The sequence below is a fragment of the Planococcus koreensis genome, assembly GCF_004761975.1.
Classification (GTDB): domain Bacteria; phylum Bacillota; class Bacilli; order Bacillales_A; family Planococcaceae; genus Planococcus; species Planococcus koreensis.
Genome location: NZ_RQII01000057.1, coordinates 1 through 26490, shown reverse-complemented (window position 1 = coordinate 26490; position 26490 = coordinate 1). Strand labels below are relative to the sequence as shown.

Annotated in this window: 26 protein-coding genes and 1 riboswitch; of the genes, 18 read left to right on the top strand and 8 right to left on the bottom strand. The window is 48.4% G+C overall.

The window, feature by feature from the left end; genetic code table 11:
• Positions 1-16 precede the first annotated feature (16 nt).
• Positions 17-781: a gluconate 2-dehydrogenase subunit 3 family protein gene (locus EGV91_RS13600; RefSeq protein ID WP_135504595.1), complete on the bottom strand. Its 765-nt coding sequence runs from the start codon at positions 779-781 to the stop codon at positions 17-19.
• A gap of 235 nt (positions 782-1016) precedes the next feature.
• Positions 1017-1271 carry a hypothetical protein gene (locus tag EGV91_RS13595; RefSeq protein ID WP_135504593.1) on the bottom strand — a complete coding sequence of 85 codons (255 nt, stop codon included), beginning with the start codon at positions 1269-1271 and terminating at the stop codon, positions 1017-1019.
• 204 nt (positions 1272-1475) lie between these two features.
• On the opposite strand from EGV91_RS13595, the gene tatC reads away from it, so the two are divergent.
• The 18 genes from tatC (at position 1476) to EGV91_RS13505 (ending at position 21947) form a co-directional block, all read left to right on the top strand.
• The gene (gene tatC, locus EGV91_RS13590; RefSeq protein WP_135504591.1) at positions 1476-2216 is read left to right on the top strand and encodes a twin-arginine translocase subunit TatC; all 741 of its coding nucleotides are present in this window, start codon (positions 1476-1478) and stop codon (positions 2214-2216) included.
• A gap of 14 nt (positions 2217-2230) precedes the next feature.
• On the top strand, positions 2231-2446 hold the full coding sequence (gene tatA / locus EGV91_RS13585; RefSeq protein WP_135504589.1) for a twin-arginine translocase TatA/TatE family subunit: 216 nt from the start codon (positions 2231-2233) through the stop codon (positions 2444-2446).
• A 251-nt stretch (positions 2447-2697) separates the two neighbouring features.
• Positions 2698-3327 (top strand): class I SAM-dependent methyltransferase, encoded by a 630-nt coding sequence (locus EGV91_RS13580; RefSeq protein ID WP_135504587.1) that lies wholly within the window; start codon positions 2698-2700, stop codon positions 3325-3327.
• 229 nt (positions 3328-3556) lie between these two features.
• Positions 3557-6706 carry a DEAD/DEAH box helicase gene (locus EGV91_RS13575; RefSeq protein ID WP_135504585.1) on the top strand — a complete coding sequence of 1050 codons (3150 nt, stop codon included), beginning with the start codon at positions 3557-3559 and terminating at the stop codon, positions 6704-6706.
• Between the two features lie 14 nt (positions 6707-6720).
• Entirely contained in the window at positions 6721-7335 is a 615-nt protein-coding gene (locus EGV91_RS13570; RefSeq protein ID WP_135504630.1) for an NUDIX hydrolase, read from the top strand.
• A gap of 208 nt (positions 7336-7543) precedes the next feature.
• On the top strand, positions 7544-8002 hold the full coding sequence (locus EGV91_RS13565) for a hypothetical protein (RefSeq protein ID WP_135504583.1): 459 nt from the start codon (positions 7544-7546) through the stop codon (positions 8000-8002).
• Positions 8003-8149: 147 nt separating this feature from the next.
• Entirely contained in the window at positions 8150-9226 is a 1077-nt protein-coding gene (locus tag EGV91_RS13560) for a branched-chain amino acid aminotransferase (protein WP_135504582.1), read from the top strand.
• 127 nt (positions 9227-9353) lie between these two features.
• Entirely contained in the window at positions 9354-10226 is an 873-nt protein-coding gene (locus EGV91_RS13555) for a proline iminopeptidase-family hydrolase (protein ID WP_135504580.1), read from the top strand.
• Between the two features lie 167 nt (positions 10227-10393).
• Positions 10394-11089: a hypothetical protein gene (locus EGV91_RS13550; RefSeq protein ID WP_135504579.1), complete on the top strand. Its 696-nt coding sequence runs from the start codon at positions 10394-10396 to the stop codon at positions 11087-11089.
• Positions 11090-11179: 90 nt separating this feature from the next.
• Positions 11180-12088, top strand: a complete 909-nt coding sequence (locus EGV91_RS13545; protein WP_135504578.1) for an HD-GYP domain-containing protein — start codon at positions 11180-11182, stop codon at positions 12086-12088.
• A 192-nt stretch (positions 12089-12280) separates the two neighbouring features.
• Complete coding sequence (locus tag EGV91_RS13540) at positions 12281-13495, top strand: multidrug effflux MFS transporter (protein ID WP_135504577.1); 1215 nt, start codon at positions 12281-12283, stop codon at positions 13493-13495.
• 211 nt (positions 13496-13706) lie between these two features.
• Positions 13707-15104: an alkaline phosphatase gene (locus EGV91_RS13535; RefSeq protein ID WP_135504575.1), complete on the top strand. Its 1398-nt coding sequence runs from the start codon at positions 13707-13709 to the stop codon at positions 15102-15104.
• 67 nt (positions 15105-15171) lie between these two features.
• Positions 15172-15813: a DUF4352 domain-containing protein gene (locus EGV91_RS13530; protein WP_135504574.1), complete on the top strand. Its 642-nt coding sequence runs from the start codon at positions 15172-15174 to the stop codon at positions 15811-15813.
• 172 nt (positions 15814-15985) lie between these two features.
• Positions 15986-16336, top strand: coding sequence for a PadR family transcriptional regulator (locus tag EGV91_RS13525; RefSeq protein ID WP_135504573.1), 351 nt, complete (start codon positions 15986-15988; stop codon positions 16334-16336).
• Complete coding sequence (locus EGV91_RS13520) at positions 16323-17360, top strand: HAAS signaling domain-containing protein (protein ID WP_135504571.1); 1038 nt, start codon at positions 16323-16325, stop codon at positions 17358-17360. Before EGV91_RS13525 ends, EGV91_RS13520 begins: the two co-directional genes overlap by 14 nt.
• A 305-nt stretch (positions 17361-17665) precedes the next feature.
• Positions 17666-19102, top strand: coding sequence for a carbon starvation CstA family protein (locus tag EGV91_RS13515; protein ID WP_135504570.1), 1437 nt, complete (start codon positions 17666-17668; stop codon positions 19100-19102).
• 451 nt (positions 19103-19553) lie between these two features.
• Positions 19554-20675: a glutamate 5-kinase gene (gene proB / locus EGV91_RS13510; protein ID WP_135504569.1), complete on the top strand. Its 1122-nt coding sequence runs from the start codon at positions 19554-19556 to the stop codon at positions 20673-20675.
• 3 nt (positions 20676-20678) lie between these two features.
• Positions 20679-21947, top strand: a complete 1269-nt coding sequence (locus tag EGV91_RS13505; protein ID WP_135504567.1) for a glutamate-5-semialdehyde dehydrogenase — start codon at positions 20679-20681, stop codon at positions 21945-21947.
• Positions 21948-22146: 199 nt separating this feature from the next.
• Here the strand turns inward: EGV91_RS13505 and EGV91_RS13500 are convergent, their stop codons facing one another.
• The 6 genes from EGV91_RS13500 to EGV91_RS13475 form a co-directional block, all read right to left on the bottom strand.
• The gene (locus tag EGV91_RS13500) at positions 22147-22560 is read right to left on the bottom strand and encodes a DUF4395 domain-containing protein (RefSeq protein WP_135504566.1); all 414 of its coding nucleotides are present in this window, start codon (positions 22558-22560) and stop codon (positions 22147-22149) included.
• 150 nt (positions 22561-22710) lie between these two features.
• A complete protein-coding gene (locus EGV91_RS13495; RefSeq protein ID WP_135504564.1) occupies positions 22711-22890 on the bottom strand; it encodes a hypothetical protein in 180 nt (59 codons plus the stop codon).
• Positions 22891-23002: 112 nt separating this feature from the next.
• Positions 23003-23539 (bottom strand): 1,2-dihydroxy-3-keto-5-methylthiopentene dioxygenase, encoded by a 537-nt coding sequence (locus EGV91_RS13490; RefSeq protein ID WP_135504563.1) that lies wholly within the window; start codon positions 23537-23539, stop codon positions 23003-23005.
• Positions 23540-23554: 15 nt separating this feature from the next.
• Positions 23555-24172, bottom strand: a complete 618-nt coding sequence (locus EGV91_RS13485; RefSeq protein ID WP_135504562.1) for a methylthioribulose 1-phosphate dehydratase — start codon at positions 24170-24172, stop codon at positions 23555-23557.
• Entirely contained in the window at positions 24169-24834 is a 666-nt protein-coding gene (locus EGV91_RS13480) for a 2-hydroxy-3-keto-5-methylthiopentenyl-1-phosphate phosphatase (protein ID WP_135504560.1), read from the bottom strand. Before EGV91_RS13480 ends, EGV91_RS13485 begins: the two co-directional genes overlap by 4 nt.
• A 5-nt stretch (positions 24835-24839) precedes the next feature.
• Positions 24840-26054: a 2,3-diketo-5-methylthiopentyl-1-phosphate enolase gene (locus tag EGV91_RS13475; RefSeq protein WP_135504559.1), complete on the bottom strand. Its 1215-nt coding sequence runs from the start codon at positions 26052-26054 to the stop codon at positions 24840-24842.
• Between the two features lie 89 nt (positions 26055-26143).
• Positions 26144-26254, bottom strand: a riboswitch (SAM riboswitch).
• Positions 26255-26490: the final 236 nt, after the last annotated feature.

Genomic DNA, 26490 nt, shown 5'->3' with positions numbered 1-26490 from the left:
TCAATCCTTCCTGTCATTAATGGCCCATGTGGCTGGTGAGGCTCTCGGGGTCCAATTGAACAAAATCGCTGTTTTGGATTTCCTTTGCAAAGCTTAAGCGGGTGCCTGGGTATTTGCGCATCGCCCAGCCCTGCATTTCTTTATTGCCGCCGTATAGGGGATCGGCATAAACGCCTTCAATCGTCAAACTGCGCAGCAAATTGAAAAAGATGCCCGAACGCACTTTTGAAATTTCAGGTGCTTTGTCTTCGCTGAAAGCCGTCAATACCTCGTCTTGCTGCTCCGCTTCCAAGTCGGCGAAGTTGGCATCGAAGTTCTTGTTGCTGTATGTGTTCAAAGCGGCAAGTCCCATAACGAACAGGTCTTTGCGCAAAATGCGGATTTGGCTGCCTTGGGTTTCTTCTGCTTTGTAAAACGGTCCGGCCATGTATTCCTTGGAATTGATGCCCCATGCGCCAGCCAGTTGGTGGTCGATGTAGATGGCGGCGTTCAATTCCATAGCGCCTGGGCCGTTATCATCTTTCGGGTAAATGCGTTCAGCAGCTGCTGCCGCCAATTTGTATTGGTCGGGCGTAAAGAACATTAATGCCGCTGACGGATTGACGGTCAATGCGGGTGCAGCGGGTGCGGTTTCCTGCGTTGTCGCCGTGCTGCCGCCGCCGAACAAACTGCCAATCGCGCCTCCCAGCACAACGCCGCCGACGGTCAACCCGGAATTTTTCAAAAAGTCGCGTCTGGTTGTCCCTTTTTTGCCAGTTTGCATATTGCTGTTGTCTGCCATGTTAAAACCTCCATTTTCTTCAGCGTAAAGCGGGAACTCTTTAGTTACATCCTCTATCTAAAACAGATTAATCTGATACAAGAAAAATGATTCCGTATGCACAAAATAAGATTATACGCCGATGAAGGCATGAAGAATAATACTTATTTATCCATGAATACATATACTTTTAGTTATGTATAATGAAAAAAAGAAGGTTTCTGCCAAATAGCAGAAACCTTCTTTTCGAATTTGATCAGAAAATGACCATCCAATTATAAGCCAATGAAAAGATCACCGTTGAAAGTGCCAAACTGATTGTGAATAAAAGATATTTTGTCCCTGACCAGCATAAGACAATGATAGCAAGGCCTAAAGAAGCTCCGGCCAAAGCGAACCAAGGAAAGACGGCGTTGTTCAAGAAAAGGAAATAGGCGAAGTCGCCTACCATAAAAATCCCGAGAAGCATTTGGTTGAGCATTCTCAATTCCTCGTCGTTATATTTTGTCATATCATTCACCTGCCTCAATAAAAATTCGATAACCATAAATATATGATTTACAAATCGCTTATGAAGAGTATAATAACAAGTGGAAACAAACGTCAATCACTATTTTAATAAAGTTTTTAACGGTAGAAGCGTTTTTATGGTGAGGTTTACTTTGTGCTGTGTCGCCGAAGTTTCCACATTCAATCACATAGGTGGGTAAGGAATATGGACCAAGAATTTACGCTCGTCGAGCATTTGACAGAGCTAAGAAAGCGGCTGATTGTGGTCGCCATCGCATTTATCGTGTCGCTGGGCATTGGGTTTGCCATCGCTGCAAAAATCTTGAACTTCATCAAAATGCAGCCGACGGCGGTCAATGTCGATTGGAACGTCTTCGGTTTCACCGATGGCATCATGATTTATTTTAAATGTGCGTTGCTGCTGGCGATTCTCTTTACGTTGCCGGTGCTTCTCCATCAAGTTTGGCTGTTTGTAAAACCCGGCTTGTCAGAGAATGAAGCCAAAGGGACATTTTTGTTTATCCCGGTCTCCTTTTTCCTGTTTTTGGCGGGCGTCAGTTTCAGTTATTTCATCTTGTTTCCCATGATGCTGAATTTCATGTCGGATATAAACCAGTCAATCGGGGCAACTGAAACTTACGGCATGAGCCAATACTTTACATTCATGTTCAATTTGATCATTCCGGTGGGCATCGTATTTGAAATGCCCGTGGTCATCATGTTCCTGACGAAACTGGGCATTGTCACGCCCATGTCGTTGCGGAAGATGCGGAAAATCGCTTATTTTGTCCTGGTGATCATCGGTGTGCTGATTTCACCGCCCGATTTCATGTCGGATATCCTGATCATCATTCCATTGTTCATTTTATTTGAAATCAGCATCCTCGTCTCCAGCTTCACCATGAGAAAGATGAACCAAAGGCTCGAAAAAGAAATTCTATTGTAAAGGAGGGAAATCGAATGCCGAATATCGGAGTGCCTGGATTAATTTTGATCCTGATTATCGCGTTAATCATTTTCGGACCAGCTAAATTGCCGCAATTAGGGCGAGCAGTCGGCCAAACCTTGAAAGAGTTCAAAAACTCAACCAAAGAAGTGATGGACGACGTGACATCAGAATTCGAATTGGAAGAAAAACAGAACAACGAAAAGAAAACCGACCTCACAAAAAAATGAACCAAAGGCAGGGGAGAGGCGAACCTGTCCACATTTGAGAACAAGTGAATAGGATGGGCAAGCAGCTTTCTGTTTCCATAGGATGACTCCGGCATTGTGTCCGGGGTCATTTTTTTGTTTCATTGTTAGGAGTTGTTTTGTTCCACGTGAAACAGCTGAAAATAAGAATTTTTTTAACTGTTTTAAAGTGTCCGAATCGGTATACTTTTACCAACACTTATTTTTAAACAATAAAGTAAAGTTGGTGAGTTATGGAGTTAGTGAGTAGAGTTAGAGCGTTTATCGATGGCCAGTACAGAGCACCTAAAGGGTTGATCGGAGCTTATATCGGCGAAAAGATGGTGCTGCAGCATAAGCCAGAGACCTTATGGACAATTGAGTTGCTGAATATTCAGCTGGGAGAACATATCTTGGAACTTGGATGTGGCTCAGGTTACGCGATGAAATTGATTTCAGAAAAAAATGAGGCAGAGATGGTAGTAGGGTTGGACCTTTCGCCTGCGGTAATCCGTTCAGCTGCGATCAGAAATAAAAAAGCGCTGAAGGATGAAAAGGCAAAACTGGTACATGGAAATGTGAATAGCCTGCCTTTCGCAGACGAACAATTTGAAAAAGTATTCAGCATCCATACCATCTATTTTTGGGATGAACTATCGGCTTCCATCTCAGAGATATTTAGAGTCTTAAAACCTGGCGGTGCTTGTGTAATTACGCTGTGTAATGGCAAGGACGAGGAGAAATGGGAAGGAATTGATAACATGATAGGCGATCAATTAATCCCCCTGATGAAGGACAACGGATTTTTAGAAGTGGCATTAATAAAGGGGCCGAATTCAAGACAATTTCACACGGTAGCGGTTTCGGGAAAAAAGAGGATTTAACTGGTATTAATTTAGATGGACCTGCGTAAATCATTCAAAATGACGCGAAGCAAGATTTCTCTTGCCTGGAAAGTAAAATAGAAACCCGATACACTTGCGGCCTTGCAAGCGTGTCGGGTTTTTGTAAACTCAGCAATTCCACTATCTGCAACAGGCTGTCCATTGTACAGAAAGAGAGATTTTAGCGATAATGGAGAATACAAGAGATGGACGGCAAAGGGGCAAAACCATGAATTTTTCGTTGAATGACAGAGTCATAAAAAAATTATGCGGCGATGCCGCTTATAAAAAAGGGAAGGCGTATTTTCTGGCTGGAAAAGTGGAGCTCCTTCCGCAAACGGATGAGCGTGCGGAAGCACGCGTTTACAGCGGCGAAGTTTTCACTGTCACGGTGCAGCCGGATTCTGATGGAACGATAAACGCATCCTGCAGCTGCCCGCCGGTCGGTTTCGTGAAAACTTATTGCCAGCACATTGCAGCAACGCTTCTCGCGCTCGAGGAACGGCAGCAAGCGGAACAGCCGCTGGCAGACCGCATGCTGGGTTTATTCGACAACCAGCCCAAACGACCGAGCGGAAAACAACTGCATTTCGATGCGCGGCAGACGCTCAATGTCGAATTCACGTGCGTGCCGGTGCCGCTTGGGGACGCAGGCAACGGCTTTGGCATCCGCCTGGCAGCGGGAGGAGCGGCATTGCAGGAAATTGCGGAGCCATGGCCTTTTCTCCAGCATGTCGGGCAACGGAAAATCACCGAGTTTGCACCGGGTTCAATTTATAATCCCGAACGCCATAATTTCACACGTGAAACTGATGCGGTGCTGCGCTTTCTGTTGAAAAGCCAGCCGCTTGGACCTTTAACTGAAGAAAAGACTTTATTGATCTCCGCAGCTGCTTGGGAATTGCTGCTGCCATTGCTCGAAGCGGCGCCGGCCGTAAAGTTCTTGCAGGACGGCCGCAGCTACAAAGGACTTCGCTACGGTGAACGGCTGCCGCTGTCGTTTGAAGTGGACCGGGCAGGCGACGGCTACGAATTGGAAGTCAGTGGGCTGGAAGAAATCGAAGTCTTCCGGGCATACGGCTGCGCTTTGGCCGAAGGGCAATTGTTCAAGCTGGCGGAGGAAGACTGCATCCGGCTGGCTGAGTTGAAAGAAATGCTCAGCGGCGAAGGGCCGCAGTACATGGATATTTCCGCGCAGCAGCTGAGCCATTTCATGGAACACGCGGTTCCCGGCTTGATGCGGCTCGGGCAAGTCGATCTAGCGGATACCGTTTCGAAAACCTTGAAAGAAACGCCGTTGACGGCAAAAGTGTTTCTCGACCGGGTCAGCAACCGGCTACTGGCCGGCATCGAATTCCAATACGGCCGGTTCACCGTCAATCCGTGTGAGGAGCAGGAGCATGAATACCGTTCGATTCCCGGCGTACGGCGCCGTTTGGATATCGAACAGCGCATCATGAAAATCATGGCTGACAGCTTGTTCATCCAGACGCCTGGCGGTTTTTTCCTGCAGGATGAAGAGGCGGAATACGAGTTTCTTTACCACACGGTGCACGAGCTGGAAGAACTGGCAAAAATTTTCGCGACGACAGCAGTCAAGCTGCGCGTGCAAAAAGCGCCCAGCATACCGAAAATGCGCATTGAAATAAAAGAACGGACCGATTGGCTGGCGTTCCAATTTGATTTGAAAGGGATTCCGGAATCGGAAATTCAGCAGCTCATGAAAGCAATCCAGGAAAAGCGCAAGTATTACCGGGTGCCTTCGGGGACGCTGATGTCGCTGGAAACGCCCGAATTCTGGGCGCTGCATGAATTCATGGAAGAAATGGACCTAAACGCTGAAGATCTGGAAGAAGAGGAAATCCGTGTGCCGCTGCTGCAGGGCATGCGATTGGCGGAAGGGCTCGAAAAAGGCGGAATCGCGGAACCGGGAGAAGAATTTGCGAAGCTCATGAAAAACCTGGGGAATCCGGACACTTTGGAAGTGGCTGTGCCGGAATCGCTGCAGCCGGTGCTCCGCGATTACCAAAAAGCCGGTTTCCACTGGCTGAAGCTATTGGCGCAATACCGCTTCGGCGGCATATTGGCAGATGATATGGGGCTCGGCAAAACGCTGCAGAGCATCGCGTTCATCGTTTCGGTGCTGCCGGAAGTCCAGGCGCGCAAACTGCCGGTGCTGGTCGTTGCGCCTTCGTCGCTGACGTATAATTGGCTGAATGAACTGAAGAAATTCGCTCCGCAGGTCAACGCGCGCATCATCGACGGCACGAGTGCCGTGCGTGCCTCAAAGCTGAAGGACGTTTCGGATTGCGACCTCGTCATCACGTCGTATCCTTCGCTGCGAATGGACGGCCACCTTTACCGCGACAAGCAATTCCATACCGTTTTTTTCGATGAGGCGCAGGCTTTCAAAAATCCGGTGACCCAGACGGCGAAAGCGGCAGGCGCCATCCAGGCGAAATACCGCTTCGCGCTGACGGGCACCCCGATCGAAAACTCGCTCGATGAGTTATGGTCGATTTTCCGTGTCGTCTTTCCGGAATTGCTGCCGAACCGCCGAGCTTTCAGCGAATTGCGGCGGGACAATGTCGCGAAGCGCATCCGGCCGTTCGTTTTGCGGCGCACCAAAAAAGAAGTGCTCGCGGAGCTGCCGGAAAAAGTGGAGACCACCCAATATTCCGAACTCCAGCCGCAGCAGAAAAAATTATACGCCGCTTATTTAGCGGAATTAAAGCAAGATGCATTGAAGCATCTGGCAAAAGGCAGTTTGCGGAAAAACCGCATCAAGATTCTGGCCGGCTTGACGCGCCTGCGCCAAATTTGCTGCCACCCCGCGCTGTTTGTCGAAGGCTACGACGGCGGCTCTGCCAAATTCGATCAATTGATGGAAATAATAGAGGAAAGCCGGCTTGCGGGACGCCGCGTCTTGATTTTCTCGCAGTTTACACAAATGCTCGGGTTGATCGGCAGGAATCTCAACAAGCACGCCATCCCTTACTTCTATTTAGACGGCCAGACGCCGCCGATCGAGCGCGTCGAATTATGCGACCGTTTCAATGACGGGGAAGGGAATTTGTTTTTGATTTCATTGAAAGCCGGAGGTACAGGATTGAACTTGACCGGTGCGGATACGGTCATCCTCTACGACCTGTGGTGGAATCCGGCGGTCGAACAGCAGGCAGCGGACCGGGCGCACCGGATGGGCCAGCAGAACGAAGTGCAGGTCATCCGCATGCTCGCCAAAGGGACGATCGAAGAGAAGATCAGCGACTTGCAAGAGCGCAAAAAGAACTTGATCGATGAAATCATCCATTCGGGGCAGGACTCCCTGGCCGCCTTGACAGAAGAAGACATTCGGGAAATACTGATGATTAAGTGAGAGGTGATTGGATGATGGACGCCAAAAAAATTACCGAAAAAATAAAAAGCCATAAACCGCAAGTGCTCGGCAGCCGGGATTTCTCGAAATTCTCCATTTTGCTGCCATTGATCGAAAAGGACGGCGAAGTGCACGTGCTGTTCGAAACGCGGGCACATACGCTCCGCAAACAGCCGGGTGAAGTCTGTTTCCCGGGCGGCCGGATCGATCCCGGGGACCCTTCGGCCAAATCCGCCGCGCTGCGGGAAACCAACGAAGAGCTCGGCATCAGTGAAGACGAGATTTCCGAAGTGTTCGCACTCGACTATATCGTGTCGCCGTTCGGCATGATCGTCTATGCCTTTGCCGGATTTATCGCACCATCTGCGACATTCGAGCCGAACCCGGCAGAAGTCGACAGCTTGTTCAGCGTGCCGTTGTCGTTTTTCATCAACAACGGGCCGCGGGTCTACCAAATCCAGTTCGATGTGCAGCCGGAAGACGATTTTCCGTACGAATTGATCGAAGGCGGCCGGGATTACAGCTGGCGCGCACGCGAAATGGAGGAGTATTTCTACCTCTATGAAGACAAAGTGATCTGGGGGCTGACGGCCCGGATTCTTGCGCATTTTATTGACGTAATCCGATAAAAAGCACTGCCGCAGGAGCCGGACGGCCTCGAGGCAGTGCTTTTTTCTCGCTGCCGATATTGACAGAATATATAATCAGTTTAAACTGAATAGAGTGGCATCTTCGCAATCCCCTGCTCTTCAAACCCCCATAATCACCTTGTTTCCAGACGGAACACCTTGCCCTTTCTATTGTAATCATCAAAAAATAGAAGGGAAGAATCCAAGAATGGCTTCAGTTTATTCTGCTGTTGAATGCCCGCATTGCGAAAGATCCGCTATGGAAGATTATTATTATAAAATTAGTGTGGGGTACATTGTCTGCAGCCGTTGCGGATATAATGCTGTTCGATCCTGCATGCCGGAAGAAGCTATAAGATATGGTCATGAAATCCAAGAGAATTTAGGCTATGGCGTCTGTTGCCAGGTATCTTCAGAGGGCAAACGCAATATGATTCTATTCAATTGCTACCCCGATAACTTGGAGGAGTTCAAGCTGGAAATCGAGAACGGCGATCCGGAATTAAAAGAAAGCTATCTTGTCACATTTTTAGACGGCGTCTTTGAGATCATACTTGGAAACCCGCCGGAAAATTTTCATTTGTCGTTTAAGGAGTACAGAGAAAAAATGCATGAAAAGTATGGAGGCTTCGAAGAATTCAGTGGTTTAGTTCCTATAGAAGATTAACAAATGAATGATTAATCAAAACCAATGTCAGGCCTTTTCTCTTAATTTTCTTTATTTTATAAAAAACGCTTTAACTTGGCAGAGAGGGAGTGTATAATTATCCGCATTACCCAATCCCATCCACGATTTCGAAAGGAGTGCCTGACATTGGTAAGTACATTTGAACTTGAAATTGTTAACAGCACGAATAAGAAAGAGAAGCCTTCACAGGATCAGGTGCCCTTTGGGACCATTTTTACGGATCATATGCTCACAATGGAATACTCGTCCGACCAAGGCTGGCATGAACCGAAGATTACGCCGTACGCTCCGATAACACTGGATCCGGCAGCGATGATTTTCCATTATGGGCAGACGGTTTTTGAAGGCATGAAGGCTTATCGCACGGAAGACGGACGCGTTTTACTGTTCCGTCCGGAAAAGAACTTTGAGCGCCTGAATTTGTCGAGCGAACGCTTGAGCATTCCACCGGTCGACGAAAAATTGATGCTGGAATATTTGACGAAATTGATTGAACTGGAGAAGGACTGGGTGCCTTCAACACCAGGTACATCTTTATATATCCGTCCGTTCATCATTTCGACAGAAGCCAATTTGGCCGTAGCACCTGCACAATCGTATAAATTCATGGTGATTTTGTCACCTGTGGGTTCTTATTTCCCGGGCGGCATGAAACCGGTCATCATCCATGTTGAAGACCAGTTCACGCGTGCGGTAAAAGGCGGCACGGGAATGGCAAAGACTGCGGGGAATTATTCTTCCGGCTATCAGGCACAAGCCCAAGCGAAACAAGCGGGTAATGCAGATGTCTTATGGCTCGATGGCGTCGAAAAGAAATACATCGAAGAAGTCGGCAGCATGAACATCTTCTTCAAGATTGACGGAGAAGTGCTGACGCCTGAACTGAATGGCAGTATCCTCAAAGGCATTACGCGCACATCGATCATCGAATTGCTGAATTCATGGGGCATCCCGGTAACGGAGCGGAAAATCTCCATTCAGGAAATTTACCAGGCCTTTGCGGATGGCAAGATCGAAGAAGTGTTCGGCACCGGCACCGCGGCTGTCATTTCTCCTGTTGGAGAACTTAATTGGCAGGGGCGCAAAATGGTCGTCAATAACCACGAAATTGGCGAGCTGTCGCAAAAACTATACGATACGATCACGAGTATCCAGACTGGCAAAGTGGAAGATGCACTTGGCTGGACAGTAGAAGTGAAATAAATAAAATCAGTAAGGCATCGGTTCCTATGGGGATCGGTGCTTTTTGTTTTACAGCGCAACGGCCAGAATCGATTAAAGGGATATGGCGGCTTGCATGGAATTACTTAAAGAGAAAGGGGTTGAACCAATGGAACATGTGACAGAAGGGTTTATACCGGTCAAAGGCGGCAACGTCTGGTTCCGCATCACAGGAGACGGCCCGGGCATTCCGCTCTTGCTGCTGCATGGGGGGCCAGGGGGGATGAGCTCAGAGAAAGATCCGTTGAGGCAGCTGGGATCCGAACGGCCGGTCATCCAGTACGATCAGCTCGGATGCGGCAGATCCGGCCATCCTACTGATACGGAATTATGGACAGTTGAACGCTACGTGGAAGAGTTGGAACATGTGGTCGAAGCATTGGAATTGGAAGAATTCCATCTATTGGGGCATTCGTGGGGCACGATGCTTGCAGCTTCCTACTTGGTGAATAAGAAGCCAAAAGGCGTCAAGAGTGTTATTTTCTCCGGCCCAGCACTCAGCGCGCCGCGTTGGGAAGCGGATCAACGGAGTTGCTTAGAGGAATTTCCAGCTGAAGTCCAAAACATCATCGAAAAGAACGAACGGCTCAAAACGACTGATACAGAGGAATACCAGCAGGCGATGATGGCATACTACAGTAAGCATATGTGCCGCTTGGATCCATGGCCGAAAGAAATGAAGGAAGAGCTGGAGAAGCTGAATTCCCAAATCTACAATTTCATGTGGGGAGCTTCCGAGTTCACCGTAACAGGAACGTTGAAGGACTTTGACGTCACTGGCCGGCTTTCTGAAATCCATGTGCCTGCGCTGTTCACTTGCGGCCGCCATGATGAAGCTACACCTGAAGCAACGGAATACTACGCGAGCTTGGTTCCGGGAGCGGAATTTCAAGTATTTGAAAATTGCTCGCACATGCCGGGGTACGAAACGCCTGAAATATACAGACACAAAATTCGTGAATTCATCAACCGCCATTCTTGACTAGAAGCCTGTCCACTTTTTGTTGTGGATGGGCTTATTATAATAAAACTGAACATTTTAAATTAATTGACTAAAAGAGGTAGCGGAGATAGTATAGAACTTAAGAATTACTTTTTATGGTAGCTAATAAACTTAATTACCTAATACAGTACACTGGAGGTCCAAGGATGAAACAATTTTTTACAGCGATGCTGGCAATGGTGTTATTTTTAGCATTTGGAACGAGCGCTTTAGCAGAAGAGAATTATGATTATGAAAAAGGGTATCAAATTATCGAAAAAGCAAACGGACAAATCGACCGGAAAATTAACCAGGCTGTAGAAAAAGCGGATAAACTGCAGGAAGACTATCTATTGGAGCTGCGCAGAATTGAAGAAGGTAAAGAAGCAGTGAAAATCCAGGAAGAATTGAAAAAGGTACGGGAAGAATTGGCGCAGGCTGCTGATGAAGGCAAAGACACGAAGAGCCACATCGACAAAATCAGCCAATTGGAGTCATCTCTGGCCGTCCAAGAAAATCGGATCAATGAGAAAATCGGGGCGCTTGAACAGGATATTGAAGCATTCAACGAGTCATTTGAATCCGGCCACAGTCAGGACAGTGAGCAACTGAACGGAAAAATCGAGAAATTGAAAAAGCAATTGCTTGGCAAAACAGAAAAAGCAGAAGCGAAAACAGAGCGCTATTTAGAGGAGCTCGACAAAATTATTGAAAAAGTCTATAACGAAACCTTAGAGATGTCTGAGAAAGCCATCGAAAAGGCCGCTGGCTATGGTGTCTTGGCAGAATGCAGCTGGAGATTGGTACAATTTGCACATAAATCCGTTTGGATTGATCCAATTCGGATCGTCGGCTATAAATAAAAATATTAAAGCATTAAAAGTTATTGTATAATTATGAAAAAATAGTTCTTAGGAAAGAGCTCTTTTTCTAATGCTACCGAGGTGATTGGCTTGGAGGGTTTTAAAGTAGGGAAGAACGGCACTGTGCTGGATAGTGTTCAATTAGATGTCTCAAACATCAGCCTGCTCTCACGAGGGGACGGCACGGAAGTCATGCTCCAATTTCTTGAAAAAGACAAACTATTTTATATGTATCCAGCCGATAATTCTGAAGTGATGGAATTCTGTTACATTCTTACCGGCAAGGTGGTTGGGGAAATTGATGGGCAAAAAATAGAGTTTGGCCCTCATGAATACTTTTCTGTCAGTGGAATAAAGGAGCCTGTCCATTTCGAAGTTCTAACAGATACAAGCTTTATATGGGTAAGTACAGAGCCTGTTTTTGTTCACCTCAGCAAGGAAATTTCAGCTCTTATGGATATTGTTAAACAAGTGGAGAAAAAAGATCGGTATACATATAATCATGGAGATCGGGTCGTCAATTATTCCATTAAAATTGCGAAAAAAATGAAGTTGAGCAAAGTTCAATTGGAAAATCTTAATATTGCCGCTTCGCTTCACGATATAGGAAAAGTTTACATCTCGGCAGAAATACTCAATAAACCAACTCCTTTAACCGACGAAGAGTTCAATATAATAAAAAAACACCCATTGGATGGTGCTGAAATGTTAAAAGGGACTGTTTATGAAGAAGCTTATCCTATTTTAGCCCAGCATCATGAACGCCTCAACGGAGGTGGCTATCCCAACGGCTTAAAAGAAGAAGAGATTCTTTTGGAAGCCCGCATTATCGCAGTAAGCGATACATTCGATGCTATGACTGAAGATCGCTCTTATCGCAAAGCTTTCAATGCACAATTTGCACTCGATGAAATTAAAGGAATGACAGATACTCATTACGATAGAAAAGTAGTTGAAGCATTTGAAGAAGTTTTAAAAGAAGAAGGCATAATCAAGTAACTGATATTCATAAGATATTAGAACCGGCTAATGCAGCTGGTTCTTTTTTTCGTTTTTCAAGTCAAAAAAAGATGAACACTCCGCAAATTATGCTATTGTAGAAACAGTTATTTTCTTCGTATTCCGTAATAATCTAAGAAAATAAATCAAAAGAACGGGAATGGTTCCTGGAAGAAAGAAGGATGTTTATATATGGGCGACTTGACCGGTTTCAAACGAGCACGTTTCATTATACTTTTAGGGGCGCTTACATCGCTGATCCCTTTTACAATCGATATGTATTTGCCGGCTTTTCCAATATTGGCAAATGTGTTCGATACCTCAGCTTCATCCGTCCAGCTCAGCTTGACCGCAACTTTGCTGGGGCTGGCTATTGGCCAATTATTTGCAGGTGCGCTCAGCGATATGCACGGCCGCCGCAAGCCGTTGATCATTTCTTTGGCAATATACGTCATTGCCTCAGCCGCTTGTATTTTTGCACCGAATATTTTCATCTTTGTCCTTTTGCGCTTTGCACAAGGGTTTGCGGCTTCAGCCGGACTCGTTATTTCCCGGGCAATAGTACGCGATGTCAGCAGCGGGGCAGAACTGACTCGTTTATTCGCGTTATTGATGGTCGTGAATAATCTTGTGCCGTTGCTTGCGCCGTCTGTCGGCAGCGGAGTGCTTTTGTTCTCCGATTGGAAAGGCATTTTCTTGGCATTGTCCTTGCTTGGCCTGATCTTGCTGCTCATCTCGGCATTCCGGTTGCCGGAAAGTTTACCAGTGGAAAAACGCATCCCGAGCAATCTGCTGTCGACGTTCAGCAGTTTCTCCACCATTTTAAAAAACCGGCAGTTCACCGGCTATGCGTTAGCCCAGGGCTTTTTGATCGGTGGGGTATTCGCTTATGTCTCCGGTACGCCTTTTATTTATCAGAACATTTACGGCGTATCGCCGCAAGTCTTCAGTTTGCTGTTCGGTATGAACGGCATCGGGTTGATCATCGGAAGCTATGCGGTTGGCCGCTTTGCCCATCGGATTTCTGAAAAGCAATTTCTGGAACGCGCCTTATATGCAGCAGTAGCCGCAGGCGCAGTTCTCCTTGCTGTGGTAAGTTTCAATGGTCCGCTATGGGCTGTCGCCATTCCGATTTTCTTTTTCGTCACATCAATTGGTGTAGTCGGAACGGCTTCGTTTACACTCGCTATGGAAAGCCAGAGCAAAGCAGCAGGCAGCGCTTCTGCATTGCTCGGCTTGCTGCCATTCATCCTAGGTGCGGCGACGGCTCCGCTAGTCGGGATCGCTGGAGAAGAAACGGCTGTGCCGATGGGGCTCACGATTTTCACGATGTGCCTTATTGCATTGCTCGCCTATCTTTTCCTTGCAAAGAACGCCGATCAGCAACAGGTGAATGAACGTCTATAAATTCAAGCCAGCCAAAAAGCCGTCCCGCAAAGTCATTTCATCGACTGTGGGACGGCTTTTTCGTTGTCCAAAAAGGCAAAGCCAAAACTTTTTACAAAAGACTTTGTAATTTTATTTTAAAATAATTTACAAAAACCATAAATAGCAGTTATGCGTCCTTAACAATAAAAAAGTATGCTGTTCTTGCAACTAACTTATTGGAGGCGGAAAAATGACCAGCAAACCGTTCAAGAAAAAAGTACTTCCATTCATCATCGCATCAGCAGTCGCATTGTCAGGAATCGCTGTTTCAGTCCCTAGCGCCGAAGCGCAAGCACCTGGAAAAAGCCAAGGGAAAGCGCATAATCAAGGGAAAGTGAAAAACGTCATCTTTCTGATCGGCGACGGCATGGGAACTTCTTATACTTCAGCTTACCGTTATATGCAGGACAATGCGGGAACGAAATTTGCTGAAGGCACGGCATTCGATTCACACCTCGTCGGACAGCAAATGACGTATCCGGAAGATCCGGATCAAAACGTGACGGATTCGGCATCTGCTGCAACGGCAATGTCTGCAGGGATTAAAACATATAACAATGCCATCGCTGTCGATAACGATGAGAGCGAAGTGAAAACGGTTCTTGAAGCCGCGAAAGAAAAAGGCAAAGCAACCGGCCTTGTAGCGACATCTGAAATTACGCATGCAACGCCAGCCTCATTCGGTGCACATGACGTGGCGCGCAAAAACATGAACGCCATCGCAGATGACTATTATGATGAGATGATTGACGGCAAACATAAAGTGGATGTTCTGCTTGGCGGCGGAACAAAATTGTTTGAACGCCAAGACCGTAACCTTACGGAAGAGTTTGAGAAAGATGGCTATAGCTATGTAACCGATCGTGAAGCGCTATTGGCCAATGACGATGAGCAGGTTCTGGGTTTATTCGCTCCGGCGGGATTGCCGAAAATGATTGACCGTGAAGAGTCAGTGCCGTCGCTTGAAGAAATGACGACATCGGCAATTGACAGGCTCGAAAAAGACGAAGACGGCTTTTTCCTGATGGTCGAAGGAAGCCAAGTAGACTGGGCTGGACATGACAATGATATCGTTGGCGCTATGAGCGAGATGCAGGACTTTGAAAAAGCATACGCAGCGGCAATCGAATTTGCGAAGAAAGACAAGAACACATTGGTCATTGCAACAGCTGACCATTCGACCGGTGGATTCTCAATCGGCTCTGATGGCATCTACAACTGGTTTGGCGAGCCGATCAAAGCTGCTAAACGCACACCTGACTTTATGGCACAGCAAATTCTGGACGGCGCGGGTGTAGAAGAGACATTAAGCGAGTTCATCGATTTGGAGCTGACTGACGCAGAAATCAACGCAGTCAAGAAAGCGGCAGAAACGAAAAACCTGACACAAATCGATAACGCAATTGAGGAAATCTTCAACGAGCGCACGCATACCGGCTGGACTACTGGCGGGCACACAGGTGAAGACGTTCCGGTTTACGCGTTCGGGCCATCGAGCGAGAAGTTTGCCGGCAATATTGAAAATACCGACATGGCCAAAGGTATATTCGACTTACTGAAAGCGAAAGTCGAGATCGACGACAAGTAAATTGGAAAAACTGAAAGCATCCCTTTGCCTGTAAAGGCGAAGGGGCTTTTTAAAAGGAGGAGCCGCTATGAAAAAACAAGCCATCTATGTATTCCTGGCATCCGCGCTTTTGCTGGCAGGATGTTCCGATAAAGGGGAAACCCAAATTGCGGAAGCTGCAGCAACGAACGGTGAGGTTCCGGCCTATTACGAAGGCCATGTAGAGAATCCGCAAGTGACGGGAGACCAAAGCCTGCTGAAAGCCGGCCAGAGCATCCGCGATGATAAAGGTGAAATCGTCTTGAACGCATCCAATTCGGAAAGCGGCACACATCAAATCGGCGGCATCGAGTTGACGCTGAGAGAAGCAAAGCTCTTCCATTACAAACCGTCTTATGGCTTGATCGACTTTTACCATTCCTACACGCACGACACGGATTTCCACGTGGTGAAATTCTTTGTGGAAATTAAAAATACGACAGAAAAGCCACTGAATTTCGCACCGGTCGCATTGTTGGAGACGAGTGCGGGCGAAACGAAATTATGGGAAGATGATATTTACCTTGAAGAACTGAACGGTGAAGTGGCACCGGGCGAGACGAAAAAAGGCAGCATCGGCTTTATCGTTGAAAACCCTGACATCGATGCCATCACCATCACCACCAGCGACTTGTTCGATGAAGATGAAAAGAAAATCCAGGCTGCCGAAAAAATTGAGATCGCATTTTGAGCTAAAAACCCCTTTAAAGGGGTTTTTTTTATGAGGAGAATGATGAGAGGAATGCCGATTCAGGTTAATTTATAGAATAATCAGTTTATATTTTGCCATTGTTTTTCCAATGCTTTAGGATACATAGTAGAAGGCAATTCGTTAAGCAGAGGAAAACCTGGAGGTGAATAGGATGGACAAATCATCACTGGATGGCTGGGCATCCGAGCTCCGCAGCGGCGTCTTGGTGCTCGCAGTCCTGAGCCAATTAAAAACGCCTCAATACGGTTCAGCGCTAGTGAAAATGTTGGAGAAGCATGGGTTGTTAATGGATCCTGGAGCATTGCCGCCATTGCTGCGCCGCCTTGAAAAGCAGAAGCTGCTGACAGGCAGCTGGGACCAGACCGGGAACCGGCCGCGCAAGTATTACGCGCTGAGTGAAGCTGGGGCGGAAGCATTCAAGCAATTGAACAGCGATTGGCAGAACGTCACACAGGAACTTCAAGTTCTCATTGAAGGAGATGGCCGCCATGACATTGATTGACCGCTATATCGGAGAAGTCACGCGCAGGCTGCCGGCTAAAGAACGCGAAGATATTGGCCAGGAGCTGCGTTCGACAATAGAAGATTTGCTGCCGGCGGGCTATTCGGAAAAAGAAGAGCGGGAATTGTTGGCGAAGTTCGGCGACCCGGCTGTGCTGGCTGGCAAATACCGTTCGCAGCCGATGTATTTGGTCGGTCCCCGCTTTTTTGACGTGTATCTCACCTTGCTGAAAATCATCATACCCGTCGTCGTGACTGTTGTGGTGGTGGTTTTGATCATCACGACCATTTTTTCCAGTGCCGGTGAAGCTTCAGTGGTCAGCGTTATTGCAGGGCTCATTGGGGATTCGATCGCAGCCGCTTTTGACGTGGCACTCCATGTGTTGTTCTGGGTGACGCTGGTATTTGTAATCATCGAATGGGTGGACCGCACAAATCGCGCGGCCGGAAAACCGCCGCTGCAATTGCCGGAAAAAGGGTGGACGCCTGCTGATTTGGAATCCAGCCCGGAAATGATGCCGAAGAAAAGAACGATTGCGCGGAGCGAGCCAGCGGCCGATTTAATTTGGACCGCCATTTGGGCGTCCGTTTACTTTAACGCGGATAAATTGGTCGGCATCTATGAGGAAGGCTCGAATGGGCTCGAAATGGTGGCGCCGGTGTTCAGCCAAAGCGTTCTCTTGTCCTATTGGCCGCTCGTGCTGCTCGTCATCATTTTGCAAGTGGCCCTGGATTTATGGAAATGGGTGCGCCGGCGTTGGGATATGAAGCTGGCCACGTTCAATTTGGCTGCCCAGGCGCTGTCGGTGCTCGCTTTCTTTCTGATTTTCAGGAATCCCGACATTTTCGCTTCTGGTTTTCTGTCGCGGCTCGAGAATCTTTTCGGATCTTTGGAAGGGCTGAATTGGGTCGTCGGCGGCCTCATTTTTACAGTTGCGCTATTATCGGCGATCGACATTTTCCAAGGGTTCCGGAAAGCCGCGGTACGCGAGAAAATGCCTCTGAAAGACTGGAAAAAAGTATAAAAGCCAGCGGAAAAATACCTTATAATTCACTTCCTGCCTCATTTCGAATAGCATTTTTGCGAAATTCCGCTTCTTCTGTTGTTTTATTGGCAAAGTATTTCGAATTAAAATATCTTCAATTAAAGGAATGAAGCCGCGGTTTGGGGGCATTTATTCCTTCTTTTTTATTATTTGGGAGGGAAAAAAAGGGTCAAATTGATTAAAGTTGAAAGAAAATATTGTTTTTTCAAAATATTATATTTATATTCTGAAAATTCATGTTATCATAGTCGTATCTTAAAACACACAACAGGAGGACACGGCATATGGTAACTTTCTTTGGCGCACTTTTATTTCTTATTCTTGGTTACGTATTTTATTCGAAATTCATTGAAAAGGTTTTTGTGGTGGACGACAATACGCCGACACCTGCCTATACGAAAAGGGACAATTTGGATTTCATCCCGATGAGCTGGTGGAAAGGGAACTTGATCCAGCTATTGAACATCGCGGGGCTCGGGCCGATCTACGGAGCAGTGGCGGGCGCTTTATACGGGCCGGTTGCATTTATTTGGATCGTGGTTGGCTCGATTTTTGCAGGAGCTGTACATGATTATTTCTCCGGCATGATGTCCATGCGCCACGGCGGCGCCCAATTTCCGTCGCTTGTCGGCCGCTACCTTGGCAAGCACATGAAACTTTTCATCAATGGCCTGTCGCTCGTGTTGATGCTGCTGGTGGCAGCGGCGTTCACCGCAGGTCCGGCGCAGTTGATTTCCCAAATCTCGCCGATCAGCTTCATGGTGGCATTGGGGCTCATTTTCTTCTACTTCATCCTGGCGACAATCTTGCCGATCAACCGCATCATCGGCCGCATCTACCCGTTTTTGGGCGGCATCCTATTGTTCATGGCAATCGCGGTGGCGGTGGCGCTTGTATTCTCAGGCAAGCCGATGCCGAACCTGACGTTCTCGAATCTGCATCCCGGCGAACTGCCGATTTGGCCGCTTCTGATGGTGACTATCTCCTGCGGTGCGATTTCCGGCTTCCACTGCACGCAGAGCCCGATTGTGGCGTGCACCATGAAGAAAGAAACAGACGGCCGCAAAATCTTTTACGGTGCCATGATCATTGAAGGCGTCATCGCCTTGATCTGGGCAGCAGCCGGCATGACTTTCTTCAGCGGCACAGAAGGATTGGCAGCAGCGCTTGCAGCCGGTGGACCTTCTGGCGTCGTCAACGAAATCTCCATTTCGCTGCTTGGCACGATGGGCGGCATCCTGGCGATTTTCGGGGTCATCATCCTGCCGATTACGACGGGCGATACGGCATTGCGTTCGTCCCGCATGATTGTAACGGATATCATGTCCAAATTCATGGACATGGAAGGCAAGTGGAAAATATTATTGGTGACGATTCCATTGGGGATTCCGACATTCTTCATGGCGACAATCGACTACACATTCCTTTGGAGATACGTCGGCTGGACCAACCAAGTCGTGGCGACCGTCATGCTATGGACAGCGACCGTCTACCTATTGAGCAATTTCAAATTCCATTGGATCGCCGGAATTCCGGCAAGCTTCATGACAGGCGTCGTAGCGACCTACATCTTCTACGCACCTGAAGGGCTGAATATGGATTACCAGCTTTCCATGATCATCGGCTTCTGCATCACATTGGTCGTCCTGTTATGGTACGCGGCGCAAATCATCAAATACAGAGCGTTGAAAGCCGCTGACGCCGAACCGAATACTGCCTGATTTTCTTCAAACCCCGGATTCCATTGAATCTGGGGTTTTTTGTGGGGTGATTCGGATATTCGGCTGTCTATAAGCTAATTTTTGAACTAGAATCAGGGACGCCACTTGGCTAATGCCGGTTAAAATTCGGCCAATTCATGTTAACGGCCAGCTGCTGCATGTTAAATCAAATTTAGGTCATGTTAAATCAAAATTAATTCATGTTAAGTCCGATTTAATCCTTGTTAATGAATGCGCCCCGATACCGAGGGCGGCGCCCAACGCATCTGGAGCGATTTTCAATATGAAGCTTATGTATTTTTCATTAAGAATATACGCATCTTATGCTTATTTATAAGGATATTGTATAAATAATCAAAATATATTGACTAAAAATGCATAATAACGCATAATAATTCTATTATTGATTTTTGGTTGAGCGGACAACGATTAAAGACAGGGGTGACAGTTTGTGAAGAAGAAGAGGATTGTCGTGAAAATAGGCAGCAGTTCATTGACCAATACTCACGGCGGGCTTTGCATTGAAAAGCTACAGGAGCATGGCCAGGCTTTGGCGCGGCTGAAAGCACAGGGGCATGAGGTGATTTTGGTGTCTTCCGGAGCAGTAGCGGCCGGCTTCACCGATTTAGGCTACTCCACACGTCCGGTCAGCATCGTCGGCAAACAGGCAGCTGCCGCTATCGGCCAAGGACAGCTGCTTCATGCCTATTCAGAGGAGTTCAGGAAGCATGGCATTGTCACGGCCCAATTATTGCTGACACGCCAGAACCTCCTTGCGAAAGACCTTTACCAGAACGCCGGCGCTACGCTGGCGGAATTATTGAAGCGCAATATCCTGCCGATCATTAACGAAAACGACTCGGTGTCGGTTGAAGGGCTGACGTTTGGAGACAATGACATGCTTTCGGCGCTGGTAAGTGGATTGGTGCAGGCACAGATGTTGATCATTCTGACAGATATCAATGGCATTTACAGCGACAATCCACGCAGCAACCCAGATGCCGAACGCTATGACTTCTTATCGGAAATACCGGACCAGCTCATTGAAGAAACGTCGAGCGAAGGATCGATTGTGGGCACCGGTGGCATGAAATCGAAGGTCGAAGCTGCGCAGACCGCGCTTGCGCTTGGCACCCATATCTTCATCGGCTCAGGGAGCGGCCCGGACAAGCTGCTCGATATCGTTGAAGGCAATGGCGACGGGACGTATATCGGAGATGAGCCGCAGGCAACAGTGAAAAATTCAAAGCAATGGCTGGCGCTGCATTCGGTGGCGCATGGCAAAATCGAAGTGGATCACGGTGCAGCATTGGCCATCTCGCAGCAAGGCAGGAGTTTATTGCCGGTGGGCATCACGGAGATCTTCGGACGCTTTACAGCCGAAGAGGTCGTGGAAGTCGTCGATCCTGCGGGGGAAGTCATCGGCCGCGGGCAGGTAAACTTTTCTTCAGAAGAATTGCAGGAAATTAAAGGGCTGTGCAGCAAAGCGGCCCGCGTCATTACCAAAACCGGAAAACGGCAGGTGGTTATCCACCGAAGCCAGTGGTTCAGCCACGCAGGAAAGGGGATCTGATGAATGAGCGGAGTTCTTGAAACAGTTCAAAAAGATAGCCTGATCGAAAAAGGCCGGAAAGCGAAAGCGGCAGCAGCGATCATGGCACAAATGACCACGGCACAAAAAGATGAGGCTCTGAGATTGATTTCGGCGCAATTGCTGAAAGAGCAGGAATTCATCTTGGGAGAAAACGAAAAAGATGTGCAAGCGGGGCGCGGTGCGGGAATGAGCGAATCGCTCATCGACCGTTTGAAGCTGGATGAAAGCAGGCTGGCGGAAATTGCTTCGGCACTGCGCCAAGTGGCAGAGCTTAAGGATCCAGTCGGTGAAGTGCTCGAGCAATGGGAGCGCCCGAATGGCCTGCAGATGGAGAAAATCCGGGTACCGCTCGGCGTTGTCGGCATGATTTACGAAGCGCGCCCGAATGTCACCGTCGATGCGTCGAGCCTGTGCTTGAAAACGGGCAACGCGGTTGTGCTGCGCGGCAGTTCGACCGCCATCCATTCCAATAAAGCGCTTGTCAGCGTGATCCACCATGCGCTGGAAAAAAGTGCGCTGCCAATCGATGCCGTGCAATTGATCGAAGACACCAGCAGAGAGACGGCGGCGCAGATGTTCAAGCTCAATAATTATCTGGACGTACTGATTCCAAGAGGCGGGGCTAAGCTGATCCAGACGGTTGTTTCGAACGCCACCGTTCCGGTGCTTGAAACAGGCGCAGGCAATTGCCACGTCTATATCGATGACACGGCCGATGTGGACATGGCTTTAAAGATTGCGCTGAACGCGAAAACCCAGCGCCCATCTGTCTGCAATTCCTGTGAAACGGTTCTCGTCCATCAAGCATGGGCGGATCAGCATCTTGGGCAGCTGATAGATGCGTTGCAGCAGCAAGGCGTGGAAATCCACGGTGACAAAGCCGCTCAGCAATGGGACGGTGTAGCGACAGCAACCGAGACCGATTGGGCGACGGAATACCTGGGCCTTGAAGTGGCAGTGAAAGTTGTCGACACCACCGGAGAAGCGATCGATCACATCAACACCTATGGTACGAAGCATTCAGAGGCGATTATCTCGGAGACGGATGACAGCATCGTGGAATTCTTCAATAAAGTCGACGCAGCTGCTGTGTACCACAATGCCTCAACCCGCTTTACGGACGGCTTTGAATTCGGCTTCGGCGCCGAAATCGGCATCAGCACCCAGAAACTCCATGCCCGCGGGCCGATGGGTTTGCCGGCATTGACTTCGACAAAATACCTGATCCGCGGCAACGGCCAAATCAAATAAAGCAAAAAAGGAGGTGCCCCAATAGTGATTTGGGGCACCTCCTTGGCGATGAAGCTAGCACAGCGTTGCGACGGTCTTAAATGTCTCGAAGCTAGCGAAGCGTTGAAGAGACAGAGACAGGAGCAATAGTATTCCCTTCACCTACGCTAGAAAATAGGGCTGTTCAATAAGTCTAATATTCGATTTATTGGACACCCCCTTAATACTGGATTTTGGTTTTATTGTGCTTCCACATCATATAGCGGTAGCGGATCGTGCAGCCGATGCAATAGCCCATCAGCGCCACGCCAGAAGCGATCAGCACCATGATGCTGAACACGTAGCCCGCCGTTGTTGCACCGAGCGCAAACAAAAGCAGCGACAGCCCGAGGCAGATTGTAGCAATCCATTGATTGAAGAGCTGCTGGTCGCGGTCTTCCTGGATATACGTGTTCGCGGGTTTTTTCAAAAATCGTTTATTGAACTGGATGACCGGATTCTTCTTGGTGATTAATGTATAAGCGCCGACTAAGAACGGCAGCAAAAGGATCGCTTTATGGAAAACAAGGGCAAGGATGACAGTGAGGACGATGAATGCTTGGTTGGATTGCACAAGCGGTTTTGGAATGGACATACGTTAGCCTCCTTTAATTATTCATTATTATACCAAGTCGTTTAGTGGGTTTAAAGTTAAATGCTTCAGTTTCGAAATATTTTTGTTTATTAAATCAAACCACATAAAAAGCAGGGCCTTTTGAAGAAGAGGCACCTGCTTTTTACATGATCATTTATCAGACTTTTTCTCGCTTTTTGACTTTAGGGCGGAAGAAGCACTTAGGGAAATCGCCAACGCCACGCCGATGATGACAAACGCGAGGTTTTTCTGGACGATGCCGAGAATCAGGAAAGGCAATCCGATCGCTATGCCGGTTCCGAAGTTCAGACGGGCCGCCTTTTCTTTCATTTTTCCTCACATCCCTTCAAACGCTCTTGATATAAGTTACGGGTGGAGAGGGGAAAAGTTCCGGAAATAAGGCACAAAAAAGAACCAGCGTTTTCGCCGGTTCTTTTTTGTTTTACGATTGTACGCCTTCTTCTTCTTGGTAAACAGGAACCCAGCCTTCAGTAGTAACGAAGATGCGCACTGCGACAACTTTGCGGTCGTCAGCCAATGTGAAGTAATGCGTGATGTTTTCAGGAACGGAAATCAAGTCGCCAGGCGTCAAATGGACTTCGAAAAAGCGCTCGTCTTTGCCTTGGATGATAAAGACGCCGTGGCCGCTGACGATATAGCGGACTTCATCGTCTGTGTGGATGTGCTTGCGCTGGAAGTTTTTCAGTAATTCGTCGAGCTTCGGATTGGAATCGGAAAGCGAAATGATGTCTGCAGCCTGATAGCCGCGGCGCTTGGAGATGTCATCAATTTCGGTTTTGAATGCCGCTAAGATCTCTTCTTTTTCAGCGTCGCTGAGGTCGAATTTCTCACGCAAATGCTCCGGCAGTTTTTCAATGTCCCAATGTTCGTAGACGACTTCCTGTTGCTCTAAAAATGCAGCTACTTCGTTTTGCGCTTCGATTGTTTCGTTTGTGCCTTGGATTTTGATGATTGCCATGATAATCTTCCTCTCTTAATGGGATTGTATTTGATATAAAGCGAGCTGGTATTGAAATAAGAACTCGCTGGCTTCCAGTAATTTCTTCGCTTCGAACGGGTCTTTGCCCCATACTGTGATGCCGTGGTTGCGGATCAGCACCGCACCGCTGTCGGCAGAAAGGTATTTCCGGAACTCTTCCGTTAGGTCAGGGATATGGGCGTGATTCGGAATGATGGGAATCGTCAGCACTGCATCTTCTTCCCATAAACCGAATGCTTTGATGAGCTCGAGGCCTTTAAAGTCAATCTTGCCTCGGTCGCCGTAGATTTCGGAAATGACGTTATTGGCGACCGTATGGATGTGCAGGCTGCAGCCGGCCGCGGTCTTTTGATAAATTGCGCAATGCAGCAAAGTTTCAGCTGAAGGCTTCAGCGGCGTCTCTTCCACCGCTTTGCCGGCCGCGTCCACCAACAGGAAATCCTCGGATGTCCGCTTTCGTTTGTCTTTGCCGCTCGCTGTGACGAGAAATTCCAGCGGCGCGTCCTGAACTTTAATGGCCAGGTTGCCGCTTGTTCCCATAAACCAATCGCGCAATGCCAATTCGTCTTTGATGTCTGCGAGCTCCTGCCATCTTTCCTGGAATACGGTCATGACTTCACCCCCAGTTTTTCATCGATGATCGTCATGACGTCATGGAAGTTTTCAAATGGCTTGTACGGGAGGCCGAGCTCTTCGCATTTGCCAATAAGATAATCGCGCGCGATGACGAAATCGGCTTGCTTTGCGGCTTCTAAATCACTGATGGAATCGCCGATAACGATGCTTTGTGCGCCGTCCTCGAGCAATTCGCGAATGATGGACGGCTTGCAGCAGCCGCAGCCTTGGCTCGGGCATTTTTCGTCGCAGCCATGCGGAAATTCAAGGCGGATCGTCTCACCCGAGAAATCCGCTCCGTTGCAATAAACGCCGGAAAAAAGGCCGAACGGTTTAATGAGCGGATGGACAAAAAAGTCGATGCCGCCGCTGACGACATAAAGCGGGATGTCGCGTTCGCGCGTATAGGCGACGAAATCGGCGAATCCTTCACGGATTTGTGCCTGTTCCAGGACAAATTCGATCACTTCATCTTTTTTCGCTGCTGGCAGCAGCGAGAACATTTGCGCCACGCCATCGCGGATGGATATTTCCTGGGACAGGATTCGGTCTTTTATCGGATTCCATCCCGGCGGATCAAAATGCTGCAGGATGGCGATGATGTTGTCTGAGTTGGTGATGGTGCCGTCAAAATCACAGAAGATGACTGTTTTATTCATAGTTGTTACCCCCACATATCCAAGGCTGTTTTTAATTCGTGATGGTGTTTTGCGGCTTCCGCTAGTGACTGACCCTTAAGCACGGCGTCAATTGCCTGGCGGAATGCTTTGCCTCCGCCTGCCGCGCCGTCCGGGTGGCCGTGGACGCCGCCGCCTGCGTTAATGATGCTGTCAGTGCCGAAATCTTCGAACAGCTGCGGCACGAGGCCAGGATGGATGCCGGCTGAAGGCACCGGGAAAGAGCGTTTCAACGGGTTTGCTTTCACCAGCTCTTCGCCAAGCGCCAAGGCCTGGCTCTTTTCGAGCGCAACACTGCCGTAAGGGGAGGGGAACAACGAGAAATCCGCTCCGGCAATGCGCGTCAATTTGCCAAGTGCGAGCGCTGTCGCTAACCCGTATGTTGGAGAAGAAGTGAATGCGCCGCTGAATGCCGGATGGGCCATCAGCGGAAGGCGGATGTCCTTGTCTTCCGCCAATTCCTGCAGTACGTCGAGCCCGTAAGCATGGACATTGAACAGCAGCGCGTCAGCACCCAGTTCGCGCGCTTTTTTCGCCTTGTCGCGCAGAGTGGACGTGCGCCCGGAAAGATTCACTGCATACAAAGTGCGGTGGCCCGTTTCTTCGAATACGCTCTGCAACACGCTTTTGCCGGCGGTAATCCGCTGCTCAAATGGCGTTAACGGATTGTCAAAAAGGATTTCATCGTCTTTCACAAGATCAACGCCGCCAAGCGCCTGCTGGCGGAGTTGGGCTTTCAAAAATTCCAAGTCCCGGCCGATCACGCCTTTGAAAATACTCATCACAAGCGGCCGGTCCTGGACGCCAATCAAATTGCGGACGCCTTCGATGCCGAATTGCGGTCCAGGGAAATGCCCGAGCAGTTCATCGTCAAACTCCAGGTCGAGCAGCTTCACTTCGCCGTCGAGCGACAATTTTCCAAACACCGTCGTCAAGATGGCCGGCAGGTCCGGCGAGAAGTTCGCGCTCGGATACGAGATTTTCGCTTCCGCGCGGATCAGTCCAGGATTCAGCGGATGCGGCGTACCTTCATACTCGGTGACCGATACGACCTCGCCTTTATGTTGTTTTAATTGCTCCTGCTCCAGCAACGGCAAATCGGTCCAAGAACCGATCGTCAAGCCGAGCGCGATGCCTTCCGCCTTTTTCTCGAAAGAACCTGGTTTTCCGTAAAGCTGGTAAGTCGCTGTCAATCTGCTCAAATCATCCACACTCCGTTTAAATTGATCTGTTTTGCTGTGAAAATATAAAAAACCTCTTCAAACAAGAAGAGGTTAATGGGCTTAACAACTTCTTATTTCTCAGCCCGTTAAACGGGCTGCAAGAATTAGCACCGTGTCCATTTGCTGGACCGGTTGCCGGGTGTCATAGGGCTTGTCCCTCCACCTGCTCTGAATAAGAATGCGTATTCAATTGGTTTCGCTATACAAAGTAATTCTGATTATTCCACGATTGAAACTTTCTGTCAATAATTATCTGTAAATTGTGGGTGAAGAAAAGTGGGATATTCGACCAATGTTCCGCAAAACAGCTGCGCTTGCCGCGGGCGAGCGCCAAGCCTCCTCAGTCGCTTCGCTCCCTGCGGGGTCTCGGCTGTCTCACTATCCCGCAGGCGTCTCCACTGTTTTGCTCCATATC